The sequence below is a fragment of the Pseudomonas sp. LBUM1674 genome (assembly GCF_059695635.1).
On the sequence record NZ_CP166779.1, the window covers coordinates 4,860,695 to 4,884,430 of the forward strand.

Sequence of the window (23,736 nt, forward strand, 5' to 3'; positions counted from 1 at the left end):
GAGATCGACTGCCATGGCCGCTCCCGCCCTGCCGCTCTCCCATGACGCCATCATCCAGGACTCCTGGTCCCGATGCCGCGCGTTCGGTCTCGATCATCAAAGCGCCCCTGCATTCGATCAGCTGCCGCCCGAGGGCATCGCCCGGCTGCTGGAGAGCCAGCATTCACTGGTGCAGACCACCCATCAGGAAGTCCTGCCGTATTACGAGAACATCCTGAGTAATTCCAATTGTTTGATCATGCTGGCCGATAATCAGGGCCAGGTGCTGACATCCTGGGGTACCCAGCGCTTTATCGAGCCCAGCCTGACCCGCGGTTTCAGTGCCGGTGCCAGCTGGATGGAGCGTTGCAGCGGCACCAATGCGATCGGCACCGCGCTGGCGTGCGAGCAGGCGGTGCATATCGAGCATGATGAACACTTCCTCAAGGCCAACCGCTTCATGACCGGTTCCGCCGCGCCGATTTTCGATGCCGAACGCAAGGTGATCGCGGTACTCGATGTATCCAGCGACAGCTACCTGCCGCCGTCCCACACCCTGGGCATGGTCAAGATGATGAGTCAGACGGTGGAGAACCGGCTGATACTCAACCTGTTTCAGGGTCAGCATTTCCAGCTTACGTTCAATACGGGATTGAACAACCTTGACAGCCAATGGGCCGGGCTGTTGATTTTCGATGAAAGTGGTCAGGTGCTGTCGGCCAACCGCCGGGCCGACAACCTGCTGGGCATCAGCCTGTCGCGGGCCAGCGTCGAGAGCCTGTTCAAGGTTTCGTTGCTGGAATTGTTGAATCAGCCAGAAGGTTTGCCGTTTGCATTGCAAGCCTCCGGCCGCAACCGCTTCCAGTGTTTGTTGAAGCGGCCGAAACAGGCACCGATTCAGGCGCGGGTATTTGCCGAACCAACCGTCACGACGCCAGCTGCGATCAGCCTCAATACCCTGCACTTCGGTGATAGCCGCGTGGAAAAAGCCGTTCGCCAAGCCGAACGGCTACTGGAAAAAGACATTCCACTGCTGATCCACGGAGAAACCGGCGTCGGCAAGGAAGTGTTCGTCAAAGCCCTGCATCAGGCCAGCTCCCGGAGCAAACAACCGTTCATTGCCGTCAACTGTGCCGCCATCCCCGCCGAACTGGTGGAATCCGAGCTGTTCGGCTACGAGAAAGGCGCGTTCACCGGGGCCAACCAGAAAGGCAGCATCGGGCTGATACGCAAGGCAGACAAAGGCACACTGTTCCTCGATGAAATCGGCGACATGCCGCTGCCGACCCAAGCCCGGTTGCTACGGGTGTTGCAGGAACGCTGTGTGCAACCGGTGGGCAGCAGCGAGCTGTTCCCGGTGGACATCCGGATTATCTCGGCGACCAACCGCTCGTTGCGCGAGCAGGTTCAGCTTGGGCGGTTTCGTGAAGATCTTTATTACCGGATCGGCGGTTTGACCCTTGAATTGCCGCCGCTCAGGGAGCGCAGCGACAAACAGGCGTTGTTCAAGCGGTTATGGGAGCAGCATCGTGAACCGAGCCAGTGGGCCGGGTTGAGTCGTGAGGTGATGGAGTTGTTCGGCCGTCATCCGTGGCCGGGGAATCTGAGGCAGGTCAGTAGTGTGATGCAGGTAGCGCTGGCCATGGCCGAGGAACAGCCGGTGCGGCCGGAGCATTTGCCGGATGATTTTTTTGTGGATCTGGAGATGGAACCGGTGGATGCGGCCGAGCCGATGGCCGTCGACCTGAACGATGCAGAAGAACTGAATCGGCAATTACAGGCGGTCGGGGGGAATATTTCCCATTTGGCCCGCAGGCTCGGGGTTAGCCGCAATACCCTCTACAAGCGGTTGCGCCAGGTTGAGTGACGAGTGAGCCGTAATAGCTGTGCTTGGCTTAAGACCATCGCGGGCAAGCCCGCTCCCACAGGGATTTGTGTCGTTCGCCACATTGGAATCCACCTCCAAACCTGTGGGAGCGGGCTTGCCCGCGATAACGTCGGTCGCGACACCGCCGCTCTAGCGCCCTGTGGAAAAAAACAAAAACCCGCACAAGGCGGGTTCTGTTTTACAGCCGATCCAGCAATCAGTCAGCCAGACGCCAGGTCGTGCCACCCTTGCCGTCTTCCAGCACCACGCCCATCGCGGTGAGCTGGTCGCGGATGCGATCGGATTCGGCCCAGTCCTTGTTGGCACGAGCCGTCAGGCGCGCCTGGATCAGTGCATCGACCTCAGCCGCATCAACCCGCCCTTCGGCACCGGCCTGCAGGAAGTCGTCGGCTTCAAGCTGCAACACGCCCAACACGCTGGCCAGTTCTTTCAAACGGGCAGCCAGACCGGCCGCTGCGTTCAAATCGCTCTCGCGCAGGCGGTTGATCTCGCGCACCATCTCGAACAGCACCGCGCAGGCTTCCGGCGTGCCGAAGTCGTCGTTCATCACCGTGGTGAAACGCTCGACAAAGGCTTCGCCGCCAGCAGGCGCCACGTTCGGCAGGCCTTTCAACGCGTGGTAGAAACGCTCGAGGGCGCCCTTGGCGTCCTTGAGGTTGTCTTCCGAATAGTTGATCGCGCTGCGGTAGTGGCTCGACACCAGCAGGTAACGCACGACTTCCGGGTGGTACTTGTCGAGCACGTCGCGGATGGTGAAGAAGTTGTTCAAGGACTTGGACATCTTCTCGCCATTGATGCGAATCATGCCGCAATGCATCCACGCGTTGGCGTAGGTCTTGCCAGTGGCCGCTTCGCTCTGGGCGATTTCGTTTTCGTGGTGCGGGAACTCGAGGTCGCTGCCGCCGCCATGAATGTCGAAGGTCTCGCCGAGGCAGCAGGTGGACATCACCGAGCACTCGATGTGCCAGCCCGGACGACCGTCGCCCCACGGCGAAGGCCAGCTCGGTTCACCCGGCTTGGCGCCTTTCCACAGCACGAAGTCCAGCGGGTCCTGCTTGGACTCGTCGACTTCGATCCGGGCGCCGATGCGCAGGTCTTCGATCTTCTTGCGCGACAGCTTGCCGTAGCCCATGAACTTGGCGACGCGGTAGTACACGTCGCCATTGCCCGGAGCGTAGGCATAGCCCTTGTCGATCAGGGTCTGGATCATGCTCTGCATGCCAGCGATATGATCGGTGGCCCGCGGCTCCATGTCCGGCTTGAGGATGTTGAGGCGCGCCTCGTCCTCATGCATCGCGGTGATCATGCGCTCGGTCAGCACGTCGAACGGCTCGCCGTTCTCCTTGGCCCGATTGATGATCTTGTCTTCAATGTCGGTGATGTTGCGCACATACGTCAGGTTATAACCGCTGAACCGCAACCAGCGGGTCACCAGGTCGAACGCGACCATGCTGCGGCCGTGGCCAATGTGGCAGTAGTCGTACACGGTCATCCCGCAGACGTACATGCGCACATTGTTGCCATCCAGCGGCTTGAACACTTCTTTGCTCTTGGTGAGCGTGTTGTAGATCGTTAGCACTTTAGTTGTTTCCTTGAATCACTGGCCCCACGAATCACGCAAGGTCACGGTACGGTTGAATACCGGAGCGCCCGGTTTCGAGTCCTTGATATCCGCGCAGAAGTAACCTTCGCGCTCGAACTGGAAACGGTCTTCCGGCTGTGCGTTGCCCAGCGAGGGTTCAGCACGACAACCGGTGAGAACTTGCAGCGAGTCAGGGTTGATGTTGTCCAGGAAACTGGCGCTGTCTTCGGCCTTCTCAGGGTTGGCCGAACGGAACAGACGATCGTACAGACGCACTTCGCACTCGACGCTTGCAGCCGCCGGCACCCAGTGCACCACACCTTTGACCTTGCGGCCTTCAGGGTTCTTGCCCAATGTTTCCGGATCGTAGGAGCAACGCAGTTCGACGATGTTGCCATCGGCGTCCTTGATCGCTTCGTCGGCGCGGATCACGTAGCTGCCGCGCAGACGCACTTCGCCGTTCGGCTCCAGGCGCTTGTAGCCTTTTGGCGGCTCTTCCATGAAGTCATCGTGGTCGATGTAGATTTCACGGGCGAACGGCAGCTTGCGCACGCCCAGTTCTTCTTTCTGCGGATGACGCGGCAGTTCGAGGTTCTCGACCTGGTCTTCCGGGTAGTTGGTGATCACCACCTTCAACGGACGCAGCACGCACATGGCGCGCGGAGCATTCTGGTCCAGATCCTGACGGATGCTGAACTCGAGCATGCCGAAATCGACGACGCCGTCAGAACGGTTGGTGCCGACCATATCGCAGAAATTGCGGATCGACGCAGGCGTATAGCCACGGCGGCGGAAGCCCGACAGCGTGGACATGCGCGGATCGTCCCAGCCGAACACGTGCTTTTCATCGACCAGTTGCTTGAGCTTGCGCTTGCTGGTGATGGTGTAGTTCAGGTTCAGGCGGCTGAACTCGTACTGGCGCGGGTGCGCCGGTACTGGCAGAGCGTCCAGGAACCAGTCGTACAGCGGACGATGGCTTTCGAACTCCAGGGTGCAGATCGAGTGGGTGATGCCTTCGATGGCGTCCGACTGACCGTGGGTGAAGTCGTAGTTCGGGTAGATGCACCACTTGTCGCCGGTCTGGTGGTGGTGAGCGTGACGGATGCGATACATGATCGGGTCGCGCAGGTTCATGTTCGGCGAGGCCATGTCGATCTTGGCCCGCAACACGCGTGCGCCATCCTTGAATTCACCGGCCTTCATGCGGGCGAACCAGTCCAGGTTTTCTTCCACGGAGCGATCGCGGAACGGGCTGTTCTTGCCCGGCTCGGTCAGGCTGCCACGGTATTCCTTGGCCTGTTCAGGGCTCAGGTCATCGACGTAGGCCTTGCCGGCCTTGATCAGTTCAACGGCCCAGTCGTGCAACTGGTCGAAATACTGCGAGGCGTAGCGCACTTCACCGGACCATTCGAAGCCCAGCCATTTGACGTCGCTTTCGATCGCGTCGATGTATTCCTGGTCTTCCTTGGCCGGGTTGGTGTCGTCGAAACGCAGGTGCGTGACGCCGCCAAATTCCTGGGCCAGGCCGAAGTTCACGCAAATCGACTTGGCGTGACCAATGTGCAGGTAGCCGTTGGGCTCAGGCGGGAAACGGGTGACGATCTGCGTGTGCTTACCCGAGTCCAGGTCCGCCTGGATGATCGGGCGCAGGAAATTGACCGGCACGGCAGGGCCGGTCTTGGAATTCGAGGTAGGGTCGACAGTGGGCTTGCTCATAGGATCCTTGAACGTACAAGTGCGCGGCCAGTTGGCCAAATCAAAGCGGCGGTTATAAATCAAAGGGGCTTATCATAGCCGATGCTGTGAAGTCGCTGACAGAGCAGGCCCGAAAACGGCTGCATTTAATCGGATGCAAATGAAAAACGGCCTCGAAATTCGCGCCTGTCGCGCTAAACTGCGCACCTTGGCCAACATTGGCCGGACCGGTTGAGGGCTGTAACGCCCCTGAACCCACGAATTCCCTGAAAACGCATCTCCCAAAAAGAGTTCACGATCATGACCCAAGTCAAACTGACAACAAACCATGGCGACATCCTCCTGGAACTGAACGCTGAAAAGGCACCGCTGACCGTTGCCAACTTCATCGAGTACGTCAAAGCCGGTCACTACGAAAACACCGTTTTCCACCGCGTCATCGGTAACTTCATGATCCAGGGCGGCGGTTTCGAGCCAGGCATGAAAGAAAAGAAAGACAAGCGCCCAAGCATCCAGAACGAAGCCGACAACGGCCTGCCGAACGACAAGTACACCGTCGCCATGGCCCGCACCATGGAGCCGCATTCGGCTTCCGCCCAGTTCTTCATCAACGTGGCTGACAACAGCTTCCTGAACCACAGCGCCAAGACCACTCAGGGCTGGGGCTACGCGGTATTCGCCAAAGTCGTTGCCGGTACCGACGTGGTCGACAAGATCAAGGGTGTTTCCACCACCATGAAGTCCGGCCACCAGGACGTACCTGCAGAAGACGTGATCATCGAGAAAGCCGAGATCATTGAGTGATACTGCTGATTTCAGACTTGCATCTGGAAGAGGAGCGCCCGGACATTACCCGGGCGTTTCTGGATTTGCTCGCCGGGCGCGCCCGCTCGGCGAGTGCGTTGTACATCCTGGGCGATTTTTTCGAGGCATGGATTGGCGACGATGCCATGACCGCCTTCCAGCGTTCCATCTGCCAGGCCCTGCGCGACCTCAGCGACAGCGGCACGGCCATTTTTCTGATGCACGGCAATCGCGACTTCATGCTCGGCCAGGCCTTCTGCAAACAGGCCGGCTGTACATTGCTGAAGGACCCGAGTGTCGTGCAGCTAGCAGGCGAGCCGGTGCTGCTGATGCACGGCGACAGCCTCTGTACCCGCGACGAAGCCTATATGAAGCTGCGTCGCTATCTGCGTAATCCGATCACCCTGTTCGTCCTGCGGCATCTGCCCTTGGGCACCCGGCAGAAACTGGCGCGCAAGCTGCGCAGTGAAAGCCGTGCGCAGACGCGAATGAAGGCCAACGACATCGTCGATGTCACGCCAGACGAGGTGCCGCGGGTGATGCAGGCCCATGGCGTGAAGACCTTGATCCACGGACACACCCACCGCCCCGCCATCCACAAGTTGCAGATTGGCGAGCAGGCGGCCAGGCGTATCGTGCTGGGGGATTGGGATCGTCAGGGCTGGGCGTTGCAGGTGGATGAGCAAGGGTTTGCGTTGGCGCCGTTCGACTTCGCCCCTCCGCCACAACTGGCGGCACCTGCAAACTGACAGACAAATACCTAAACCCTTGTGGGAGCGAGCTTGCTCGCGATAGCGGTGGATCAGTCAACAAAGATGTTAAATGTGAATCCGCCATCGCGAGCAAGCTCGCTCCCACATGGGTTCTACGGTGCAATCGGATTTTCGGGATTACTTGACCAGAACAGGCTGCCCGCGAAGGCGTCGTATCAGTCAGCTTGATATCGCCTGACACGCCGCCTTCGCTGGCAAGCCAGCTCCTACAGTGGGATTGTCGGCAATCCGGGCTTAATGGCCGGCGGCCGCAGGCCCCGCCTTCGCCGCAAACGGCGGTTTCGCCAGCCACACCAGCAGGATCAACCCCATGAACCCCCACCCCAGCAACGTGAAGTAATCCACGGTGGAGAGCATGTACGCCTGACTGGTCAGCACATGGTCCAGCTGCGCATAGGCCTGATTACTCGCCCCGCCCAGCGCATTCAGCGCATCCCGTGTCGCCGGCTCATAGGTGCTGATGCTTTCGCTCATATAGGCATGGTGTTGATCCGCCCGGCGAATCCAGATCCAGGTAGTCAGCGACGCCGCAAAACTGCCGCCCAGGGTCCGCAGGAAGGTCGCAAGGCCGGCGCCGTCGGCGATCTGGCTCGGTGGCAGGTCCGACATCAGAATGCTCAAGGTCGGCATGAAGAACAGCGCCACGCCGATGCCCATGAACAGCTGCACCAGGGCGATGTGCTGGAAGTCCACTTCGTTGGTGAACCCGGCGCGCATGAAACAGCTCAAGCCAATGGCCAGGAACGCCAGTCCGGCGAGCAAGCGCAGGTCGAACTTGTGCGCGTACTTGCCGACAAACGGCGACATCAGCACCGGTAGAATCCCGATTGGCGCCACCGCCAGACCGGCCCAGGTCGCGGTATAGCCCATCTGGGTCTGCAGCCATTGCGGCAGGATCAGGTTGATCCCGAAAAACCCGGCATAACCGCCCACCAGCACAATGGTGCCGATACGGAAATTGCGATACGCGAACAACCGCAGGTTGACCACCGGGTGCTTGTCAGTCATTTCCCAGATCACAAACACCGCCAGCGCAATCACCGAAATGGCCGCACCGATGAGGATGAAGTTCGACTCGAACCAGTCCAGGTCGTTGCCCTTGTCGAGGATCACCTGCAACGCCCCGACGCCGATGATCAGGGTGATCAACCCCACATAATCCATCGGCTGATAACTGGTCACCACCGGCCGCGCCTTGAGTTGCTGGCGCACCACCATCACCGCGAAAATCCCGATCGGTACGTTGATAAAGAAGATCCATGGCCAGCTGTAGCTGTCGGTGATCCAGCCGCCGAGAATCGGGCCGGCAATCGGCGCGACCACCGTGACCATCGCCAGCAACGCCAGGGCCATGCCGCGCCTGGCCGGTGGATAGACCGCAATCAGCAGCGTCTGGGTCATCGGGTACAACGGGCCGGCCACCAGGCCTTGCAGCACCCGAAAGCCGATCAACTCAGGCATCGAGGTGGAAATGCCGCAGAGAAACGAGGCCAGCACAAACAGAATGGTCGCCCAGAGAAACAGCTTCACTTCACCAAAGCGGCGGCTGAGCCAACCGGTCAATGGCAGCGCAATCGCGTTGCTCACCGCGAACGAGGTGATGACCCAGGTGCCCTGCTCCGAACTCACGCCGAGGTTGCCGGATATCGTCGGCAGCGCCACGTTGGCGATGGTGGTGTCGAGCACCTGCATGAAGGTCGCCAGCGACAGGCCGATGGTGCTGAGCAGCAGGCTGGGCGGCGTGAAAGACGCGTTATTGCTCATCGCAAATCCCGTGAAACTGGCTGACGCTGCGCCCTTTACAGGCGCAGCTGACCCTGTGGGAGCGAGCTTGCTCGCGATGGCGGATTAACATTCAACATCTTTGTTGATTGATCCACCGCTATCGCGAGCAAGCTCGCTCCCACAAGGTCGGTGTGATGGCGAGTCAGCGTTGCGCGGTTTTGCTGACCGCGGCGCTGTTGTCGTGGATCAACTGGGCGATCATCGCGTCGGCTTCGGCCAACTGACGGTCGTAGACGTTAGTGCTGAACGAAGCCTTTTGTGGCGGCTGTTGTGCCAGCACCGGGCCGCTCTGGTCATGCAGGTTCACATCGACCTGGGTCGACAGGCCGACCCGCAACGGGTGCCTGGCCAGTTCTTCGGCATTGATGTGGATCCGCACCGGCACCCGCTGGACGATCTTGATCCAGTTACCGGTAGCGTTTTGCGCCGGCAACAAGGCAAAGGCGCTGCCGGTGCCGGCGCCGAGGCTGTCGATGGTGCCGCTGTATTTCACGTCGCTGCCGTACAGGTCGGCCTCGATGTCCACCGGTTGGCCGATGCGCATGTCACGCAGCTGGGTTTCCTTGAAGTTGGCGTCGATCCACAGTTGATCCAGCGGAATCACCGCCATCAGCGCCGTGCCCGGCTGAACGCGCTGACCGAGTTGCACGGTGCGCTTGGCGACGTAACCGGTGACCGGCGCGATCAAGGTGCTGCGTGCATTGTTCAGGTAGGCCTGACGCAATTGCGCGGCGGCAGACATCACATCCGGATGGGACGACACCACCGTGTCATCCACCAAGGCGCTGGTGGTTTTAAGCTGCTGCCTGGCGTTGGCCAGGGCGTTTTGCGCCGAGGTCAGATCGTCGCGAGCGTGGGACAGCTCTTCCTGGGAAATCGCCCCGCCAGCCGCCAGATTCTTGCGGCGATTGAAGTTGTCCTGGGCCTTTTGCACTTCCGCCTGTTGCGCATTGACCTGGGCCTTCATGCCGTCGACGTTGCTGTACAAGCCGCGCACCTGGCGCACGGTGCGAGCGAGGTTGGCCTGGGCACTTTGCAGGCCGACCTGGGCATCGTTCGGGTCGAAGTTGATCAGCACCTGGCCTTCATGGACCAGGTCGCCATCGTCGGCGCCGATGCTGACCACAGTGCCGGTGACCAGCGGGGTGATTTCCACCACGTTGCCGTTCACATAGGCGTCGTCGGTGCTTTCGTTCCAGCGCCCGTAAAAGTGGTGATAACCCCAGGCACCCAGACCGGTGAGTATCACCATCAGCGCCAGGACCACCAGCATGAGTTTGCGCTTGCGCTGATTGCTCGTGTCTTGGGGGGTGTCAGGGGCTTGGGTTGTGTCGGCAGTAGCCATGACGAATACCTTGAATTAGTTGTGCTGCGTGGCTGGGGTCGGGTTGGCGGCGGTCAGGGTTTCGCCCTGAAAACCGCCACCCAGCGCCTGCATCAGTTGAATCGACAGGTCGATCTGCTCGGCATTCAGGCTCGCCAGCTGACGCTGGGCCTGGAGCAATTGCTGCTCGATGCTGAGCACGTCCAGGTAGTTGCCGATGCCGGAACCGTAGCGCTGGACCACGGTGTCGTATGACTGCTGGGCAATATCGGTGGCGTGTTGCTGGGCGCCGATCTGCCGGCCGATATCGCGCAACTGGTTAATGGTGTCGCTGACATCGCCCAAGGCCTTGACCAGGCTTTTGTTGTATTGCGCCACCGCGAGGTCGTAATCGGCGTCGCGGGCATCGAGGTCGGCACGCAGGCGACCGCCGTCGAAAATCGGCACGGAAATCGTCGGCGCAATGTTGAAGAAACGACTCGCGGAACCAAACATCGCATCGCCCAGCAACGACTCGGCCCCGGCCGCGGCACTCAGGTTGAGGTTGGGGTAGAAGCGGGTTTTACCGGCGTCGATGTTCTTGCTCGCCGCCTCGACCCGCCAGCGTGCCGCCACCAGGTCCGGACGACGACCGAGCAGCTCGGCCGGCAGCACCGATGGCAGTGCCACGGCACTGGCCTGGAGGATGTTCGGCCGGACGATGTCATTACCGCGATCAGGACCTTTGCCGAGCAAGACGGCCAAGGCGATTTTCGCGCTTTGCAGGCGTTTTTCGGCGTCGATCAGGCTGGCTTGGGAGGACGCTTGCAGGCTTTCGGTCTGCTGGAACTGGTACTGACTGTCGATCCCCGAACTCAAGCGACGCTGGCTCAGGTCGAGCATTTGTCCGGTGCGCTTGAGGTCTTCGCTGGCCAGGTCATGGACGATGTGCGCCTGCCCCAGATCGCTGTAGGCACGGGCGACGTCGGCTGCCAGCGTCAACTGCGCCGCCTGCCGGTCGACTTCGGCGGCACGGGCCTGGCCCAATGCGGCTTCCCAGGCGTCGCGCTGGCCACCCCAGAGGTCGAAGTTGTAATTGAAACTGGCGCCGATGTTGCGCACGGTGGAGTAGGCATCACCCTGCCCGTTCGGGTCTTGATCGCGGGCCAGGCGCGAGCGGCTGACGCCGGCGCTGGCATCGAGGGTCGGCATGCGCTCGGCGTCGGCGGCGTAAGCGGCGGCGCTGGCCTGATGGGCGCGGGCGTCGGCGATTTGCATGTCCGGGCTGTCGTGCAGGGCTTCACGGATCAGACCGTCGAGCTGCGGGTCGCCGAGGCTTTTCCACCAGTCGTTTTTCGGCCAGGCCGCCGGCGACAGGGTCACGCCGCTGAGAGATTGTCCGGCCTTGAGGTTTTTCGCCTCGAGGCTGACGCCTTCGGTATTCAGGCCGCTGTAGCTGGCGCAACCGGCCAGGCTCATGGCCAACAGCACCAGGCTGAGGCCGGTGCGCAAGGTTTTACTGTTCATTTGTCACCTACCCGCAGCAGGGTGATCGAGTCACCGGCTGCCACCAGGATTTTCTTCAGGATCTGTTCCAGGGTGTTCAGTTCTTCCGGGGTGATGGCGCCGGCCAGCTCATTCATGGCGTCGGCGCCGATGTGTGGCAGGCGGTCGGCGAGCTTCAGCCCCTCTTCAGTCAGCACCAACTGCACCTGACGGCGGTCCGCCGCGGAACGTTGGCGGGCGAGGAAGCCTTTCTGTTCCAGACGGTCGAGCATGCGTGTCATCGAACCGCTGTCCAGGGACAGGTGACGACAGAGCTCGGCCGGGGTATCGACGCCGAACTGGGCCATGATGATCAGCACTTTGAACTGCGCGGACGTGATGCCGTGGGGTTCCATGTGGGTGTCGATGATCCGGTCCTTGAGCAGCGCCGCGCGCCCGAGCAGGAGGCCGAGATGGCAATGCTGGAATTCGTCCGGGGTGAAATGTTTCATCTGACCACCAATTAGCTGCCTAGGCAGAGAATGTATGTCGAGATGTTACTGCCTAGGCAGCGAATGTCAATGTAATAGTTAGGTTGCTTGCTATTTCCCTGATAAAAGGCGCCGGATTATGTGGCGTCCACGCCGACGCCATCGCGAGCAAGCTCGCTCCCACAGGGATCACATTGAACCTGTGGGAGCGAGCTTGCTCGCGATGGGGGTGACTCAATTTCCGGAAGGGAACGGGGCTTAGAAATCCCGCTTGTAGAAGATGTCCAGCGAACTGGCCACACCACCCGCGGCTTCGAGGTAGACTTTCTTGCTCAGCTTGTAGCGCAAGGCAATAGTGTTGGCCGGTTCAAACACGCCAACCCCATAACGCAGGCTGAGTTTCTCGGAGATATTGCCGCTGGCCACCACACTGGTTTCGTTGCCGCTGCCTTCGGTATCGAGCTGGAAGTCCTGAATACCCAGGCTCTTGGCCAAGCCGCTGGTCACCCCCGAACTGCCCATCAGGCCCAGCCCGAGGGCGGCCTGGGCGAGCATGTTGTTGTCTTCACCGCTGGTACTCAGCGGACGGCCCAGCACCAGATAGGACAACGCCTGTTCCTGGCTCATGGCCGGTTCGGAGAAGATTTGCGTGGTCGGCTGCTCGGCGCTGCCACTCAGGCGAATCCCGGCGATCACGTCATCGGTCTGGCGAATGGCTTCGATGTCGAGGTAGGGCTGGTCGATGGGACCGGCAAACAGCAAACGAGCCCGGCGCACTGTCAGCCGCTGGCCGTAGGCACGGTAACGCCCGTCGTTGAGCCAAAGCTCGCCGCGGGTGTCCATGTTGTCGCCAATGTGCACATGCCCTTGCAGGTTGGCAGTCAGGCCAAACCCGGCAAAGCTGAGTTTTTCTTCGCCGACCACCACATCGATGTCCATCGCCATGGCCATCGGCGGTTTGCCCTCTTCGGTCTGCTGGCCGATGATCACCGTGTCGTCGGAGACCTTGACCGTCGACGGCGGTAACTCGCGCACGGTGATGTCCCCCTTGGGCACCCGCACTTTGCCGGCAACCGACAGTTTGTCGTCCTTCATCGAGATCTTCAGGTCCGGCGCCATTTCCAGCTTGGCATACGGCTCGACGGTCACCGGCAACTGCGAGCCCTTGAGCACCAGATCCACCACCAGCGCCTGGCCCCAGGCGATGTCGCCATTCAAGCTGCCCTGCCCGGTCTTGCCGCTTTTCCAGCTGCCATCCAATTGCACGGTTTCGCCGGCAATCACCGCCCGCAACTGCTGGGCTTCAAGCTCCATCGGCAGTTCAGCCCCGGAAATCTCACCGTCACTGAGCAGCACACTGCCGTTGACCTGAGGGGCCAGCAGTGCACCGGAAATCGTGCCGCTGCCATTCAAGCGCCCGGTCATTTTCTCGACCATGGGCACAAATGGCCGCGCCACGGACAGGTCCAGCCCGGTCAAACGGAAAGAGCCGGTCAGCGGCTTGTCCTTGGGCAACGGATTGATCTGTGCCTGCACCATCAGTTCACCGAGCTTGCCGCCCACGAAGTTGAGGTCGGTGTCGATGCGCTTGGGCGTGAGTTTGCTGGTCAGTTTCAGGGTCTGGTACGGGAAGTCCAGCCACTGATCTTTCTCCCGCACGCGCAGGGTGCCACCGCTGGCATCGATGCTGATCTGACCATTCGGGCCGCTGGCGGGCATGTCCAGTTGCAGGTCAGCGTTGAGCCGGCCCTTCCAGGCAAAATCCTTCGGCAACCACTGCGCCAGGCTGTCGATCGGGAATTGCTTGAGGTGATAACGCAACTTTGGCTCCGGCATCAAGCGCTGGTCTTCACCGCACAGGCTGGCCGGGCCGGACATCCAGCAATGGGCGCCGAAGTTGACCTTGCCGTCCGCCAGCCGTTCGAGCTTCGCCGGGCCTTGCAGCTTCCAGTCCTGACCACCGGCCTGGATAAGGCCACTGGCCAGACGTCCGCGCCAGTTGCCTTTGTCCAGCGTACCGTCAACGCCCAGCGCCAGCTTCAGCTTCGGTCCTTGCAGATCGAGGGTCAGCTTCTGGTTCTTGATGTCGCCCTGGCCGCTGGCGGTCAGCGTTCCCAGCGAGGTGTCCCCGGCCTGGATGCCGCTGCCCTTGAGATCGATTTTCGCCCGTTGCGCGTTGTCGAGCGTCGCGTCCAGGTTCAGGCTTTGCAGACGATTGTCTTCAAATGCCAGCTGCGTACCTTGCAGCCCGAGTTTGCCTTGCGGTGCCTTGAGCGTGCCGGCGAGATCGACGCGGCCATTGAGTTGACCGCGCAGTTGCGGCCAGAGCTGCGCCAGGCGCATCAGCTTGATGTCGATCTGGCCGGTCAGTTTCTGTTGCAGGCTGCCCTTGCCATTGATGCTGTTGTCGCCCAGGCGAATCTGCAGTGCGCTGAGGTTCCATTGCTCGCCGCCGCCATCGGCTTTGGCCTGGATCACGGCCGGTTGGCCGCGCAGCTTGCCCTTCAGATCCAGGTCGGCATTGAGGCTGAGCTTTTCATTCTTCAGCTCGCCTTTGCTGCGTAATGGCCCGGCCAGGGTGCCCGGCAACTCCGCGACCCAGTACGCCGGATTGATCGCCGACAGGTCCAGCGCGGTGTCCCAGGCAATGCCATCGGCAAATTGCAGGTTCAGATGTCCCTGGGCCTTGCCCTGCCCGGCTTCGAGCTGGATTTGTTGCAGGTAGATTTTCGTCAGGTCGCCGGCGAACGGGCTGTTCAGGCTGAAGGCCCCGGCCGGGCCATCCAGTGCCGCCTTGAAGTTGCCAAGGTATTTACCGTCGGTGTAGGAGACTTCACCGTTGAAACTGCGCAACGCCACTTCCGGTTCGTCGATCAGCGGATAGAGGCGGTGCCAGGGGAAATCCAGCCAATCGACTTTCGCCTGGGCGCTCAGGCCTTTGCTCCAGTCCAGAAGCCCGGTGAGCTTGAGGCTTTGCTTGTCGTTGGCCGTCAGGTCCAGACCGGCGATCTGCGCGCCATTGGCGTCGACCTTGCCTTGCAGCAACAACGCGACCGGGCCTTGCTCGGCGGGCAGCGTGGCCTTGCCGAGCAGCTGATAACCCTGTTTCAGGTCGCCGTCGCCGGTGAGTTCCAGCTGATTGAGTTGCAGGGTGTCCGGCAGGTCGGCACTGGGTTTGAAGCCGTCGGCGGTGATCCGCACCTTGGCCGGCAGGTTTTCCACCAGTGGTTGCAATTCTCCAGTCAGTTGTCCGTTCAGATAGCCGCTGCTCTCGGCTTTCAGGTTAAGGGTTTTCAGCAGGTCGCCGTCGACCTTCAGGGCCAGCGCCCAAGGTTCGGTGCCCGGCGACGGCAGGGTCAGTTTGCCTTCGGCGTTGAGCGGCCAGTTGCCAGAGGGTTGCAGCAGGCCGGAAAGATTCAGGCTCAGCTCATCCCGTTGCAGATGCACGGAGTCGATCTGCAAACCTTTTTCGGTCCAGTGCGCCGCCAGTTGCAGGCCCTTGAGCTCTTCGCTGCCATTGAACAGCAGGCTGCCGACCCGGACATCGCCCAACTCGATCGCCAGTGGCAATGTCAGGTCCGGGAGCGTGATGGGGCCGCTGCTCTGATCTTCCTCGCCCGGCGGAAATTGCAGACTGACCTGGTCCGCCTGCAATTGCTCGATGCACAGGGTCATGCGCGTCAGGCACAACGGCGACCAGGCGAAAATCGCCTTGCTCAGCTCAACCCGGCTGCTGTCCTGCTGCCACAGCAGATGGTCGGCGCTCCATTGCCCGCCCAGGCGGCCCTGGAAATTCTCCACGGTCAGCCCCGGCACAAACCCGAGCGCCCAGCGACTGCCGGTCACCGTGCCCAACACCGTGGCCAGCGTCAGGACGACCACCATCAACAGCGCCAGGATCGCCAGCAGCGTTACTTTCAAACCACGCTTCACAGCTCAGGCCCCATGGAAAAGTGCAGTCGAATGCCGCCGTCGTCGTCCATCGCGTGAGCCAGGTCGAGGCGGATCGGCCCCACCGGCGACACCCAGCGCACGCCGATACCGACGCCGGTCTTGAGGTTCGGCAGTTCAAGTGTATTGAAGGAGTTGCCCTGGTCGATGAAGGTCGCCACCCGCCATTTTTCGGCGACGGAATACTGATACTCGACGCTGCCGGCCACCATGTAACGACCGCCGATGCGGTCGCCGTTGGAGTTTTCCGGGGACAGGCTCTGATAATCGTAACCGCGCACGCTCTGATCGCCACCGGCGAAGAACCGCAACGACGGCGGCACCGATTTGTAGCCGTTGGTGGCGCTGCCGCCGACCTGTACCCGACCGAGCAAACGGTGTTTGTCGAAGACAGTGGTCAAGCCCTTCACCAACGCCGTGCCGTAGAGCAGATTGTTATCGGACCCCAAGCCCTCCTTGGCGACCTTGGTTTCGAATGCCAGGCGATAACCATTGTGCGGGTCGATACGGTTGTCGCTTTTCAGATAGGAATAACTGACGCCGGGCATGAGCAAGGTGCTGAGCCCCGAGTCGTCGCCGAGTCGGTACTCTTCCCGTTGCCATTTGAGCGACACCACCCGTTGCCAGCCGCTGGGCAACTTGCTGTGCCACTCGGGACCGAGGGTCAACAGTTTGCTCAGGCTGTCCTTATCGGCGATTTCTTCATACTGATAGCCGCCGGCGAAGCGCAGTTTGTCGGTCAGCGGCGGGTCCAGCGGAATGTCGTAGAACAGCCCGACGTTTTGCCGTGGCGCCGAGACTTCGGTTTCCCAGCCGTAGCTGTGCCCCTGGGGGTTGACCCAATGCCGGGTCCAGTTGGCCTTGACCCGTGGGCCGACGTCGGTGGAGTAGCCCACGCCCAGGCCCATGGTCCGCGGCTTGCGGGTGTCGAGCTTGACGTCCACCGGGATCACATTGTCCTTGGACGCGGTCGGCGCCGCATCGACCCGCACCCCTTCGAAATAGCCACTCGATTGCAGCGCCTGGTTGAGTTCGGCGATCAGTTCGGAGTCATAGGGTGCGCCCGCCTTGAACGGCACCATGCGTTGCAACAAGTCTTCATCGAAGGGGGTGTCACCTTCGAAGCTGACCTTGCCCAGGGAATAACGTGGGCCGCTGTTGTAGACCAATTCGATGTCGGCCACGCCGGCTCGCGGGTCTACCGCCAGTTTCTGGCGGGTAAAGCGTCCGCTGAAAAAACCGTAGCGCGACCCCTGATTCTGGATCAGGCGCTTGGCGTCTTCGTAATGCCCGTGGTTGAGCACCGCGCCGGTTTTCAGCGCAGCGCTCTTGGGCACACGAAAGGATTTAAGGGACGCGGCCGGACCCTCAACGCGAAGGGTGACATTGCGCAAATGCACCGGCTCGCCGGGATCGATGTTCAGCACCAGGCGCGGCGTCTTGCCGCCCTTCACGTCGCTGTCGATCTGTGGCTGGTAATAACCCAGGGCCTGGGCCGCCTTGCGCGCCTGTTCCTCGGCACCACGACTGAAACGCAGCAAGGCTTCCTCGTCGCGATCGCCGAGGCTGCCTATATAGCCCTCTATATTGGCTTTGAGTTCATCGTTGGACGGTTTGATCCGCACATCCAATTCACTTTGCGCCAGCGCCGCGCAGCTGGTGATCAGCATCAGCACGCCGCTGGTAAATCTTCCTGGAAACTTCATAGGCGCGGATGCTATCACGAGCTTGGGAGCGTGATAGAGCCTCGCTATGCAAGAAAGTTCTACCGTTATGCCGTTGCTATTTGTAACACCTGAGGATTGGCGTGGAAAAACACATGCTCGCGAATCGGTCCTACGGCCACCTCGCCGATTTCCTCATAGCCCTGACGCTTATAGAACTCCAGATAACGAGGATTCCCAGTATCGAGGACGACGCCCTGAGAGTGTTCATCCACCGCGCACCAGTTATGCACCGCTTGCAACAGCTGTTCGCCGAAGTGTTTGCCCTGAAATTGTGGATGAATCCCCAGCAATGGCAGCAGGTGTACCGAATCGGACGGCACGCACGCCATCACCGCATCGTGATACTCGAGGTAGCGGCGGGTGCAGCGAAAGCCGGTGCTGAGCACCATGCGCAGGCGCCAGGCCCAGCTTTCGGTGATGCCCAGGCGCCGTTGCGGCGGCGCGATCAAGGCGATGCCGATCAACCGGTCGTTGACCAGCAGGCCGATGGCCGGCAAGTCCTGCAGAAAATGCTGTTTGACCAGTTCGCGCACCGTGGCGCGAACCCGTTGTTCATACCCGGGGCGTTCCGCTTCGAACAGATAACCGAAGGTCGGCTCGTGCCGATAAGCCTGGTACAACAAGGATCGGGCTTCGCGGGAATAGCCGCTGTCGAGCATGTGAATATCGGCGATGGCGGTCGAGGTTTCGGGCATGACGGTTGATCTCTCCGGGGCGCAGCTCAAATGACTGTGCTCTTATGGGTACGAGCCTTTGGTTGCCGACACAGTTCCCCAGACAGGTATAGACCAAGTCAAGATCTTCATCGACTGAGCTGGCCTCTTCGCGGGCAAGCCCGCTCCCACAGGATCATTGGCGTTCACAGATTTTGTGTACGACTGGGGTACCTGTGGGAGCGGGCTTGCCCGCGAAGAGGCCGGCAAAGGCAACACATGTTTGGCAGAGGTACATTCCTCCGGCACCGACACTGGCCCCATTCCTCCAGGTCAGCTAGCATCGCCCTTTTGCCAGGACTGCCGACCATGAAGATCGTCTCCTTCAACATCAACGGGCTGCGCGCTCGCCCGCATCAGCTGGCGGCGCTGATCGAGAAGCACCAACCTGACGTGATCGGGCTGCAGGAAACCAAGGTCCACGACGATCAATTCCCCTTGGCCGAGGTTCAGGCCCTGGGCTACCACGTGTATTTCCATGGGCAAAAGGGCCACTACGGGGTCGCCCTGCTCTCGCGGCAAGAGCCCCTGGCGCTGCACAAGGGGTTTGTTACCGATGACGAAGACGCTCAGCGCCGCTTCATCTGGGGCACGTTCGCCGACGCCAATGGCATGCCGGTGACCATCATGAACGGCTACTTCCCCCAAGGCGAAAGCCGCGACCACCCCACCAAATTTCCGGCCAAGGAGCGTTTCTACGGCGACTTGCAGCAATTGCTGGAAAGTCAGTTCAGCAATGATCAGCCGCTGGTGGTAATGGGCGATGTGAACATTTCCCCGGAAGACTGCGACATCGGCATCGGTGCGGACAACATGAAACGCTGGCTGAAAACCGGCAAATGCAGCTTCCTGCCCGAAGAGCGCGAGTGGATGGCGCGCCTGAAGAACTGGGGCCTGGTGGACAGCTTCCGTCACCTGAACCCGGACGTGGCCGACCGCTTCAGCTGGTTCGACTACCGTAGCCGCGGCTTCGAGGATGAACCCAAGCGCGGGCTGCGGATCGACTTGATCATGGCGTCCCACGGGTTGTTGCCGCGGGTGAAGGATGCGGGCGTGGATTACGAACTGCGCGGGATGGAAAAACCCTCGGACCATGCGCCGATCTGGATTGAGTTGAGCTAAAAGCAAAGGATCGCCGCCCGGCGGTGGAAGAAAAACCGCCGAATGGCGTTTTTTGCGTGTTATCTGCCGCTTTCTGCCTTGCTCTGTGCGCCTGGGTCTACGATTCTTCAAGAACAACGACAACACCTGAGAAACCGCCATGAAAACCGTCGCCCAACTGCTAAAGTTAAAGGCCCAGCAAAATCAGGAAGTCCATACCATTGCGCCTCATCAAATGGTGCTGGAAGCGCTGATGGTCATGGCCGCGAAAAACGTCGGCGCCTTGCCGGTCGTGAAAAATGGAGAGGTCGTCGGCATCATCAGCGAGCGTGACTATGCGCGCAAACTGGTGCTCAAGGGCCGTTCGTCCGTCGGTACGCCGGTCGAGGACATCATGGTGTCGCCGGTCATCACCGTGGACACCCATCAGACCGTGGAAACCTGCATGAGCATCATGTCCGACAAACGCCTGCGGCACTTGCCGGTGGTGGAAGGCGGGGCGCTGATCGGCTTGCTGTCGATCGGCGACCTGGTCAAGGAAGCCATCGCCGAACAGGCCGAACTGATTCGGCAGTTGGAGCAGTATATTCGCGGGGAATAACTCGCTAATACCGCATACCCCCTGTGAGAGCGGGCTTGCCCGCGATTGCAGTGGGTCAGTCGAAACCTATATTTTCTGACCCACCGCAATCGCGGGCAAGCCCGCTCCCACAGGGGATTGGTGGTTTTTTCAGGCTGGCCAATGCCGGGCGAAGACCGGTGCCAGCGTCGGGTGCCGGTCGATGCGTTCCAGCCACGTGAAAAACCCCGGCCGGGTACTGCGCAGATGCTCACGACTGCCTGCCCATCGCGTCACCACCGCTGCCAGCAGGTCCAGGGCCCTTGGGGTTTCATCGCCCAGGTACAACTCGCCCGAGAACTGATCGGCAAACACCTCCCAGCTCCAATGCAGGCGCTTGCGAGCGCCGGCCATGAGGTTCTTCCTGGACGCTTCATCCGCCTCGGCCAACCAGCGTTCGGGGTAATCGATGATGCCGATGGCCGCGTAGCAATTGCTGACGATGTAGGCCAGGCCGCGGATGGCCTGATCGCGCTCGGCGGCCTTTTCCGGCAGCAGCTTCGAATCGGGAAAGGTGAGCCCCAGGTGAATCAGGATCGCCGCACTCTCGGTGAGAATGCTGCCGTCGGGCAGTTGCAAGGTCGGAATCTGCTTGAGCGGGTTGAGTTTCTCCAACGCCATGGTGTCCTGCGGGGACGACTCGACGTCGATGAAGCGGTAAGGGATCTCGCAGAGTTCGAGTGCTGCTTCGATCGCGGCTGCGCCGGAGTTCTGGTGTCCGTAGAGCTGGTACATGGTGCGCTCCCCTGGCGAGACAAGAATATAGTCGGTAGAGGCGCTCTCACCCGCCCTCGTTCCACTTCATTGAGCGAACACTGCCCGTTCACAGTGTAGAAGTGCGCAGGGATGCCGGCAATAATCCGGGGCTCATGCGGTGTCCGCCCCCCCTGTAGGAGCTGGCTTGTCGGATCGCCGCACCGCAGCGAAGGCGGCCTCGAGCCGTGCAGTGCCCATGAAGACGCCTTCGCCGGCAAGCCGGCTCCTACTCCCGCGCCATACACCGCTGATACCGCTCATCGACCCGTTTGGCGAACCATGCCGTAGTGAGCTTGCGGGTGATTTTCGGGCTCTGCAGCACGATTCCCGGTAATACCGCGCGGGGCAATGAGCGGCCCTCGGCCTGTTCGGCCAGCTCAAAGACTCGCTGATACAGCTCGCTGTCCTCGAATTCGAGGCTTTTACCCTCCTCCAGCTGATTGCGGATGGTCGGATTGCGCATGCCCAGTTGCTTGCCGAGTGTGCGCACCGCCAATTCCGTAGTGCCGGGCATGATCGAATCGTAGCGGACCAGATCGCCATCCAGCGCCAGCGGGATGCCCGTCGCACGACTCACCGCGTTCTGAAACGCGGCATTGCGGCTGGCGTACCATCCGGCATTGAAATCGGCGAAGCGGTACAGCGGCTGCTTATAGCTCACCGGATACCCGAGCAAGTGGGCGATGCCGAAATACAGACCACCGCGACGGCTGAACACTTCCCGACGAATCGAGCTTTCCACCGGGTACGGATAATCCTGCGCCTGCTCCTCGGCGAAATCGATGCTGACCTGCATCGGTCCGCCGGTGTGTACCGGGTTGAAACCGCCGAACAACGTGCGGCCCATGGGCACCATGCCGATGAAATCATCGAAGATCGCGCTGAGCTCTTTTTCGCTGCGCGCGGCTTGCAGGCGGTCGCTGTAGCTTTTGCCGTTGCTGGAACTCACCTGCAGCGCGCCACTCACCAGCAGGCCGGGGATGTGGGCCTTGGCGGCTCGGCGGTCGATTTCGTCGCGGGCGATCTTGCCCAGGCCCGGCACCGGGGGGTCCACCTGAAAGGTCGACTCCTGCTCGGTGACCGCCAGTACCGAACACAGGTTTTGCGTGGAGGGGTAGATGTTCTGGGCGGCAAACGCTGCATGGATGTCGGTGGCCCATCCTTGCCGGTCGACGGTTTTGGCCGGCAGCAGACGCACGATCTCGGCCCTGACCTCGGCGGGTTTGCGCGCCGGTGGCTCCTGGACGCGTTGAGTGCCGCAACCGGCCAGGACCAGCAGCGCGGCGATACTCATGATCAATCGATTGGCTTGCATGGTGCTCCATCAAATCCGTTGAGCCGGGTTAACCATACGATCAATGGTATGGCGCAGGCTATGACTGTGGGAGCGATGCGCTGTTCCCTCTGCTGATACATACCTTGTGCGGGCGCCACAAAAAGGCCCCGCTGCTTGATGGCTGCGGGGCCGTTTCCATTGAGCAGTCAGCCTGACCCTATGCCTGGACTGGACCATACTTGCTCCACACATCGAGGATGTACAGCCCATGAACCGTAGCGACGTACTGATCATCGGTGCCGGCCCGACCGGACTGGTACTGGCGCTGTGGCTGAGCAAACTGGGGATCCGCGTGCGGATTATCGACAAGTCGTCGAGCCCCGGCACCACGTCCCGGGCGCTGGCGGTGCAGGCGCGGACGCTGGAGTTGTATCGCCAGCTCGACCTGAGCCAGGCCGTGGTGCAGAACGGTCATCAAGTCGCCGCGGCGAACTTCTGGGTCAAGGGCGCACAAGTGGCGCGCTTGCCTCTGAGCAGCATCGGCGAGGGTCTGACCCCCTACGCATTCCTCGAAATATACCCGCAGGACGAGCATGAACGGCTGCTGATAGAACGCCTGGAAGCCTTTGGCATCAGGGTCGAACGCAATACCGAGCTGGAGGGTTTCGAGGAAACCGGCGACGGCATCACCGCCCGCCTGCGCTTGCCCGATGGCCAGCAGGAAATCTGCCAGACCTGCTATCTGGCCGGTTGCGACGGTGCCCGGTCGATCGTGCGCAAAACCCTGGACACCGGATTTCCCGGCGGCACTTATCAGCAGATTTTCTACGTTGCCGACGTGCGAGGCAGTGGGCCGACGTTCAATGGCGAACTGCACGTGGACCTCGATGAGGCAGATTTTCTCGCGGTGTTTCCTTTGGCCGGTGAAGGGCGTGCCCGACTGATCGGTACGGTGCGCGATGAACGCGCCGAGCAGGCCGAAACCCTGCGCTTCGAAGACGTCAGCAGCCGGGCCATCGAGCACATGAAGGTGCATGTCGAACAGCTGAACTGGTTCTCGACTTACCGAGTGCATCATCGGGTGGCGAATCACTTCCGTACCGGCCGCGCGTTTCTGTTGGGCGACGCCGCCCACGTCCACAGCCCCGCCGGCGGCCAGGGCATGAATACCGGGATCGGCGATGCGATCAATCTGGCCTGGAAACTCACGGCGGTATTGAGCGGTGGTGCCGAGGCCAGACTGCTCAACACCTACGAAACCGAACGCATCGCGTTTGCCCGCAAACTGGTTACCACCACCGACCGCGTGTTCAGTTTCGTCACCGCCGAAGGACGCCTGGCCGACTTGCTGCGTATGCGGGTGGCGCCGTTCCTGATCCCCAGGCTTGCGTCACTGGAAACGAGCCGCGAGTTCCTCTTTCGCACAGTGTCGCAAATCACCCTCAATTATCGCGGGATGCCGTTGAGCAAAGGCGTTGCCGGGCATGTGCATGGCGGCGACCGGCTACCGTGGGCGCATGACGGTGAGGGGGACAATTTCGAATCCCTGAAAAGCCCGACCTGGCAGGTGCATGTGTATGGCGACACCAGCGATGAAATGATTGCCTGGTGCAACGAACATCATTTGCCGTTGCACGTGTTTGGCTGGCGTCCGGCATTTGAAGCGGCGGGCCTGGGGCGTAGCGGGTTTTATCTGTTGCGGCCGGATACCTATGTGGCGATTGCCGAGACGTGCTCTGATCCGAAGGTGATCGAGCGGTATTTCCGGGATCACGGGATCAGGCCGTTTTTTGCTTGAACGAACGTCA

At 61.0% G+C, this 23,736-nt stretch carries 17 protein-coding genes; 6 read left to right on the forward strand and 11 right to left on the reverse strand.

The features are described 5' to 3' along the window. The first annotated feature begins 13 nt into the window (after nucleotides 1-13). Nucleotides 14-1,846 (forward strand): sigma-54-dependent Fis family transcriptional regulator, encoded by a 1,833-nt coding sequence (locus ACA067_RS22410; RefSeq protein WP_497458540.1) that lies wholly within the window; start codon nucleotides 14-16, stop codon nucleotides 1,844-1,846. Nucleotides 1,847-2,063: 217 nt separating this feature from the next. Here ACA067_RS22410 and cysS read toward each other — a convergent pair whose 3' ends face one another. Both cysS and ACA067_RS22420 read right to left on the reverse strand, forming a co-directional pair. After that, nucleotides 2,064-3,446, reverse strand: a complete 1,383-nt coding sequence (gene cysS / locus ACA067_RS22415) for a cysteine--tRNA ligase (protein WP_497458541.1) — start codon at nucleotides 3,444-3,446, stop codon at nucleotides 2,064-2,066. 18 nt (nucleotides 3,447-3,464) lie between these two features. Next, nucleotides 3,465-5,165, reverse strand: a complete 1,701-nt coding sequence (locus tag ACA067_RS22420) for a glutamine--tRNA ligase/YqeY domain fusion protein (RefSeq protein ID WP_497458542.1) — start codon at nucleotides 5,163-5,165, stop codon at nucleotides 3,465-3,467. 279 nt (nucleotides 5,166-5,444) lie between these two features. Between ACA067_RS22420 and ACA067_RS22425 the strand changes: the two genes are divergently transcribed. Together ACA067_RS22425 and lpxH are read left to right on the forward strand one after the other, a co-directional pair. Next, on the forward strand, nucleotides 5,445-5,948 hold the full coding sequence (locus ACA067_RS22425; protein WP_497458543.1) for a peptidylprolyl isomerase: 504 nt from the start codon (nucleotides 5,445-5,447) through the stop codon (nucleotides 5,946-5,948). After that, nucleotides 5,945-6,697, forward strand: coding sequence for a UDP-2,3-diacylglucosamine diphosphatase (gene lpxH / locus ACA067_RS22430; RefSeq protein ID WP_497458544.1), 753 nt, complete (start codon nucleotides 5,945-5,947; stop codon nucleotides 6,695-6,697). The genes ACA067_RS22425 and lpxH overlap by 4 nt, the downstream gene beginning before the upstream one ends. A gap of 258 nt (nucleotides 6,698-6,955) precedes the next feature. On the opposite strand, the gene ACA067_RS22435 is transcribed toward lpxH, so the two are convergent. The 7 genes from ACA067_RS22435 to ACA067_RS22465 form a co-directional block, all read right to left on the reverse strand. Beyond that, entirely contained in the window at nucleotides 6,956-8,485 is a 1,530-nt protein-coding gene (locus tag ACA067_RS22435) for a DHA2 family efflux MFS transporter permease subunit (protein WP_497458545.1), read from the reverse strand. 163 nt (nucleotides 8,486-8,648) lie between these two features. Further along, entirely contained in the window at nucleotides 8,649-9,851 is a 1,203-nt protein-coding gene (locus ACA067_RS22440; RefSeq protein ID WP_497458546.1) for an HlyD family secretion protein, read from the reverse strand. A gap of 15 nt (nucleotides 9,852-9,866) precedes the next feature. Next, nucleotides 9,867-11,336, reverse strand: coding sequence for an efflux transporter outer membrane subunit (locus ACA067_RS22445; RefSeq protein WP_497458547.1), 1,470 nt, complete (start codon nucleotides 11,334-11,336; stop codon nucleotides 9,867-9,869). Continuing rightward, complete coding sequence (locus tag ACA067_RS22450) at nucleotides 11,333-11,806, reverse strand: MarR family winged helix-turn-helix transcriptional regulator (protein ID WP_497458548.1); 474 nt, start codon at nucleotides 11,804-11,806, stop codon at nucleotides 11,333-11,335. The genes ACA067_RS22445 and ACA067_RS22450 overlap by 4 nt, the downstream gene beginning before the upstream one ends. Nucleotides 11,807-12,043: 237 nt before the next feature. Then, complete coding sequence (locus ACA067_RS22455; RefSeq protein ID WP_497458549.1) at nucleotides 12,044-15,718, reverse strand: translocation/assembly module TamB domain-containing protein; 3,675 nt, start codon at nucleotides 15,716-15,718, stop codon at nucleotides 12,044-12,046. Next, the gene (locus ACA067_RS22460) at nucleotides 15,715-17,442 is read right to left on the reverse strand and encodes an autotransporter assembly complex protein TamA (protein ID WP_497458550.1); all 1,728 of its coding nucleotides are present in this window, start codon (nucleotides 17,440-17,442) and stop codon (nucleotides 15,715-15,717) included. The genes ACA067_RS22455 and ACA067_RS22460 overlap by 4 nt, the downstream gene beginning before the upstream one ends. Before the next feature lie 65 nt (nucleotides 17,443-17,507). Further along, a complete protein-coding gene (locus tag ACA067_RS22465) occupies nucleotides 17,508-18,158 on the reverse strand; it encodes a GNAT family N-acetyltransferase (RefSeq protein ID WP_497458551.1) in 651 nt (216 codons plus the stop codon). Nucleotides 18,159-18,485: 327 nt separating this feature from the next. On the opposite strand from ACA067_RS22465, the gene xthA reads away from it, so the two are divergent. Together xthA and ACA067_RS22475 are read left to right on the forward strand one after the other, a co-directional pair. Continuing rightward, entirely contained in the window at nucleotides 18,486-19,298 is an 813-nt protein-coding gene (gene xthA / locus ACA067_RS22470) for an exodeoxyribonuclease III (protein ID WP_497458552.1), read from the forward strand. Between the two features lie 139 nt (nucleotides 19,299-19,437). After that, entirely contained in the window at nucleotides 19,438-19,878 is a 441-nt protein-coding gene (locus tag ACA067_RS22475) for a CBS domain-containing protein (protein ID WP_150747372.1), read from the forward strand. 129 nt (nucleotides 19,879-20,007) lie between these two features. On the opposite strand, the gene ACA067_RS22480 is transcribed toward ACA067_RS22475, so the two are convergent. Next, on the reverse strand, nucleotides 20,008-20,631 hold the full coding sequence (locus ACA067_RS22480; protein WP_497458553.1) for a glutathione S-transferase: 624 nt from the start codon (nucleotides 20,629-20,631) through the stop codon (nucleotides 20,008-20,010). 247 nt (nucleotides 20,632-20,878) lie between these two features. Then, complete coding sequence (locus ACA067_RS22485) at nucleotides 20,879-21,967, reverse strand: DUF1615 domain-containing protein (RefSeq protein ID WP_497458554.1); 1,089 nt, start codon at nucleotides 21,965-21,967, stop codon at nucleotides 20,879-20,881. Between the two features lie 229 nt (nucleotides 21,968-22,196). Here ACA067_RS22485 and ACA067_RS22490 point away from each other — a divergent pair, with 229 nt between their 5' ends. Then, complete coding sequence (locus ACA067_RS22490) at nucleotides 22,197-23,726, forward strand: FAD-dependent oxidoreductase (protein WP_497458555.1); 1,530 nt, start codon at nucleotides 22,197-22,199, stop codon at nucleotides 23,724-23,726. Nucleotides 23,727-23,736 lie beyond the last annotated feature (10 nt).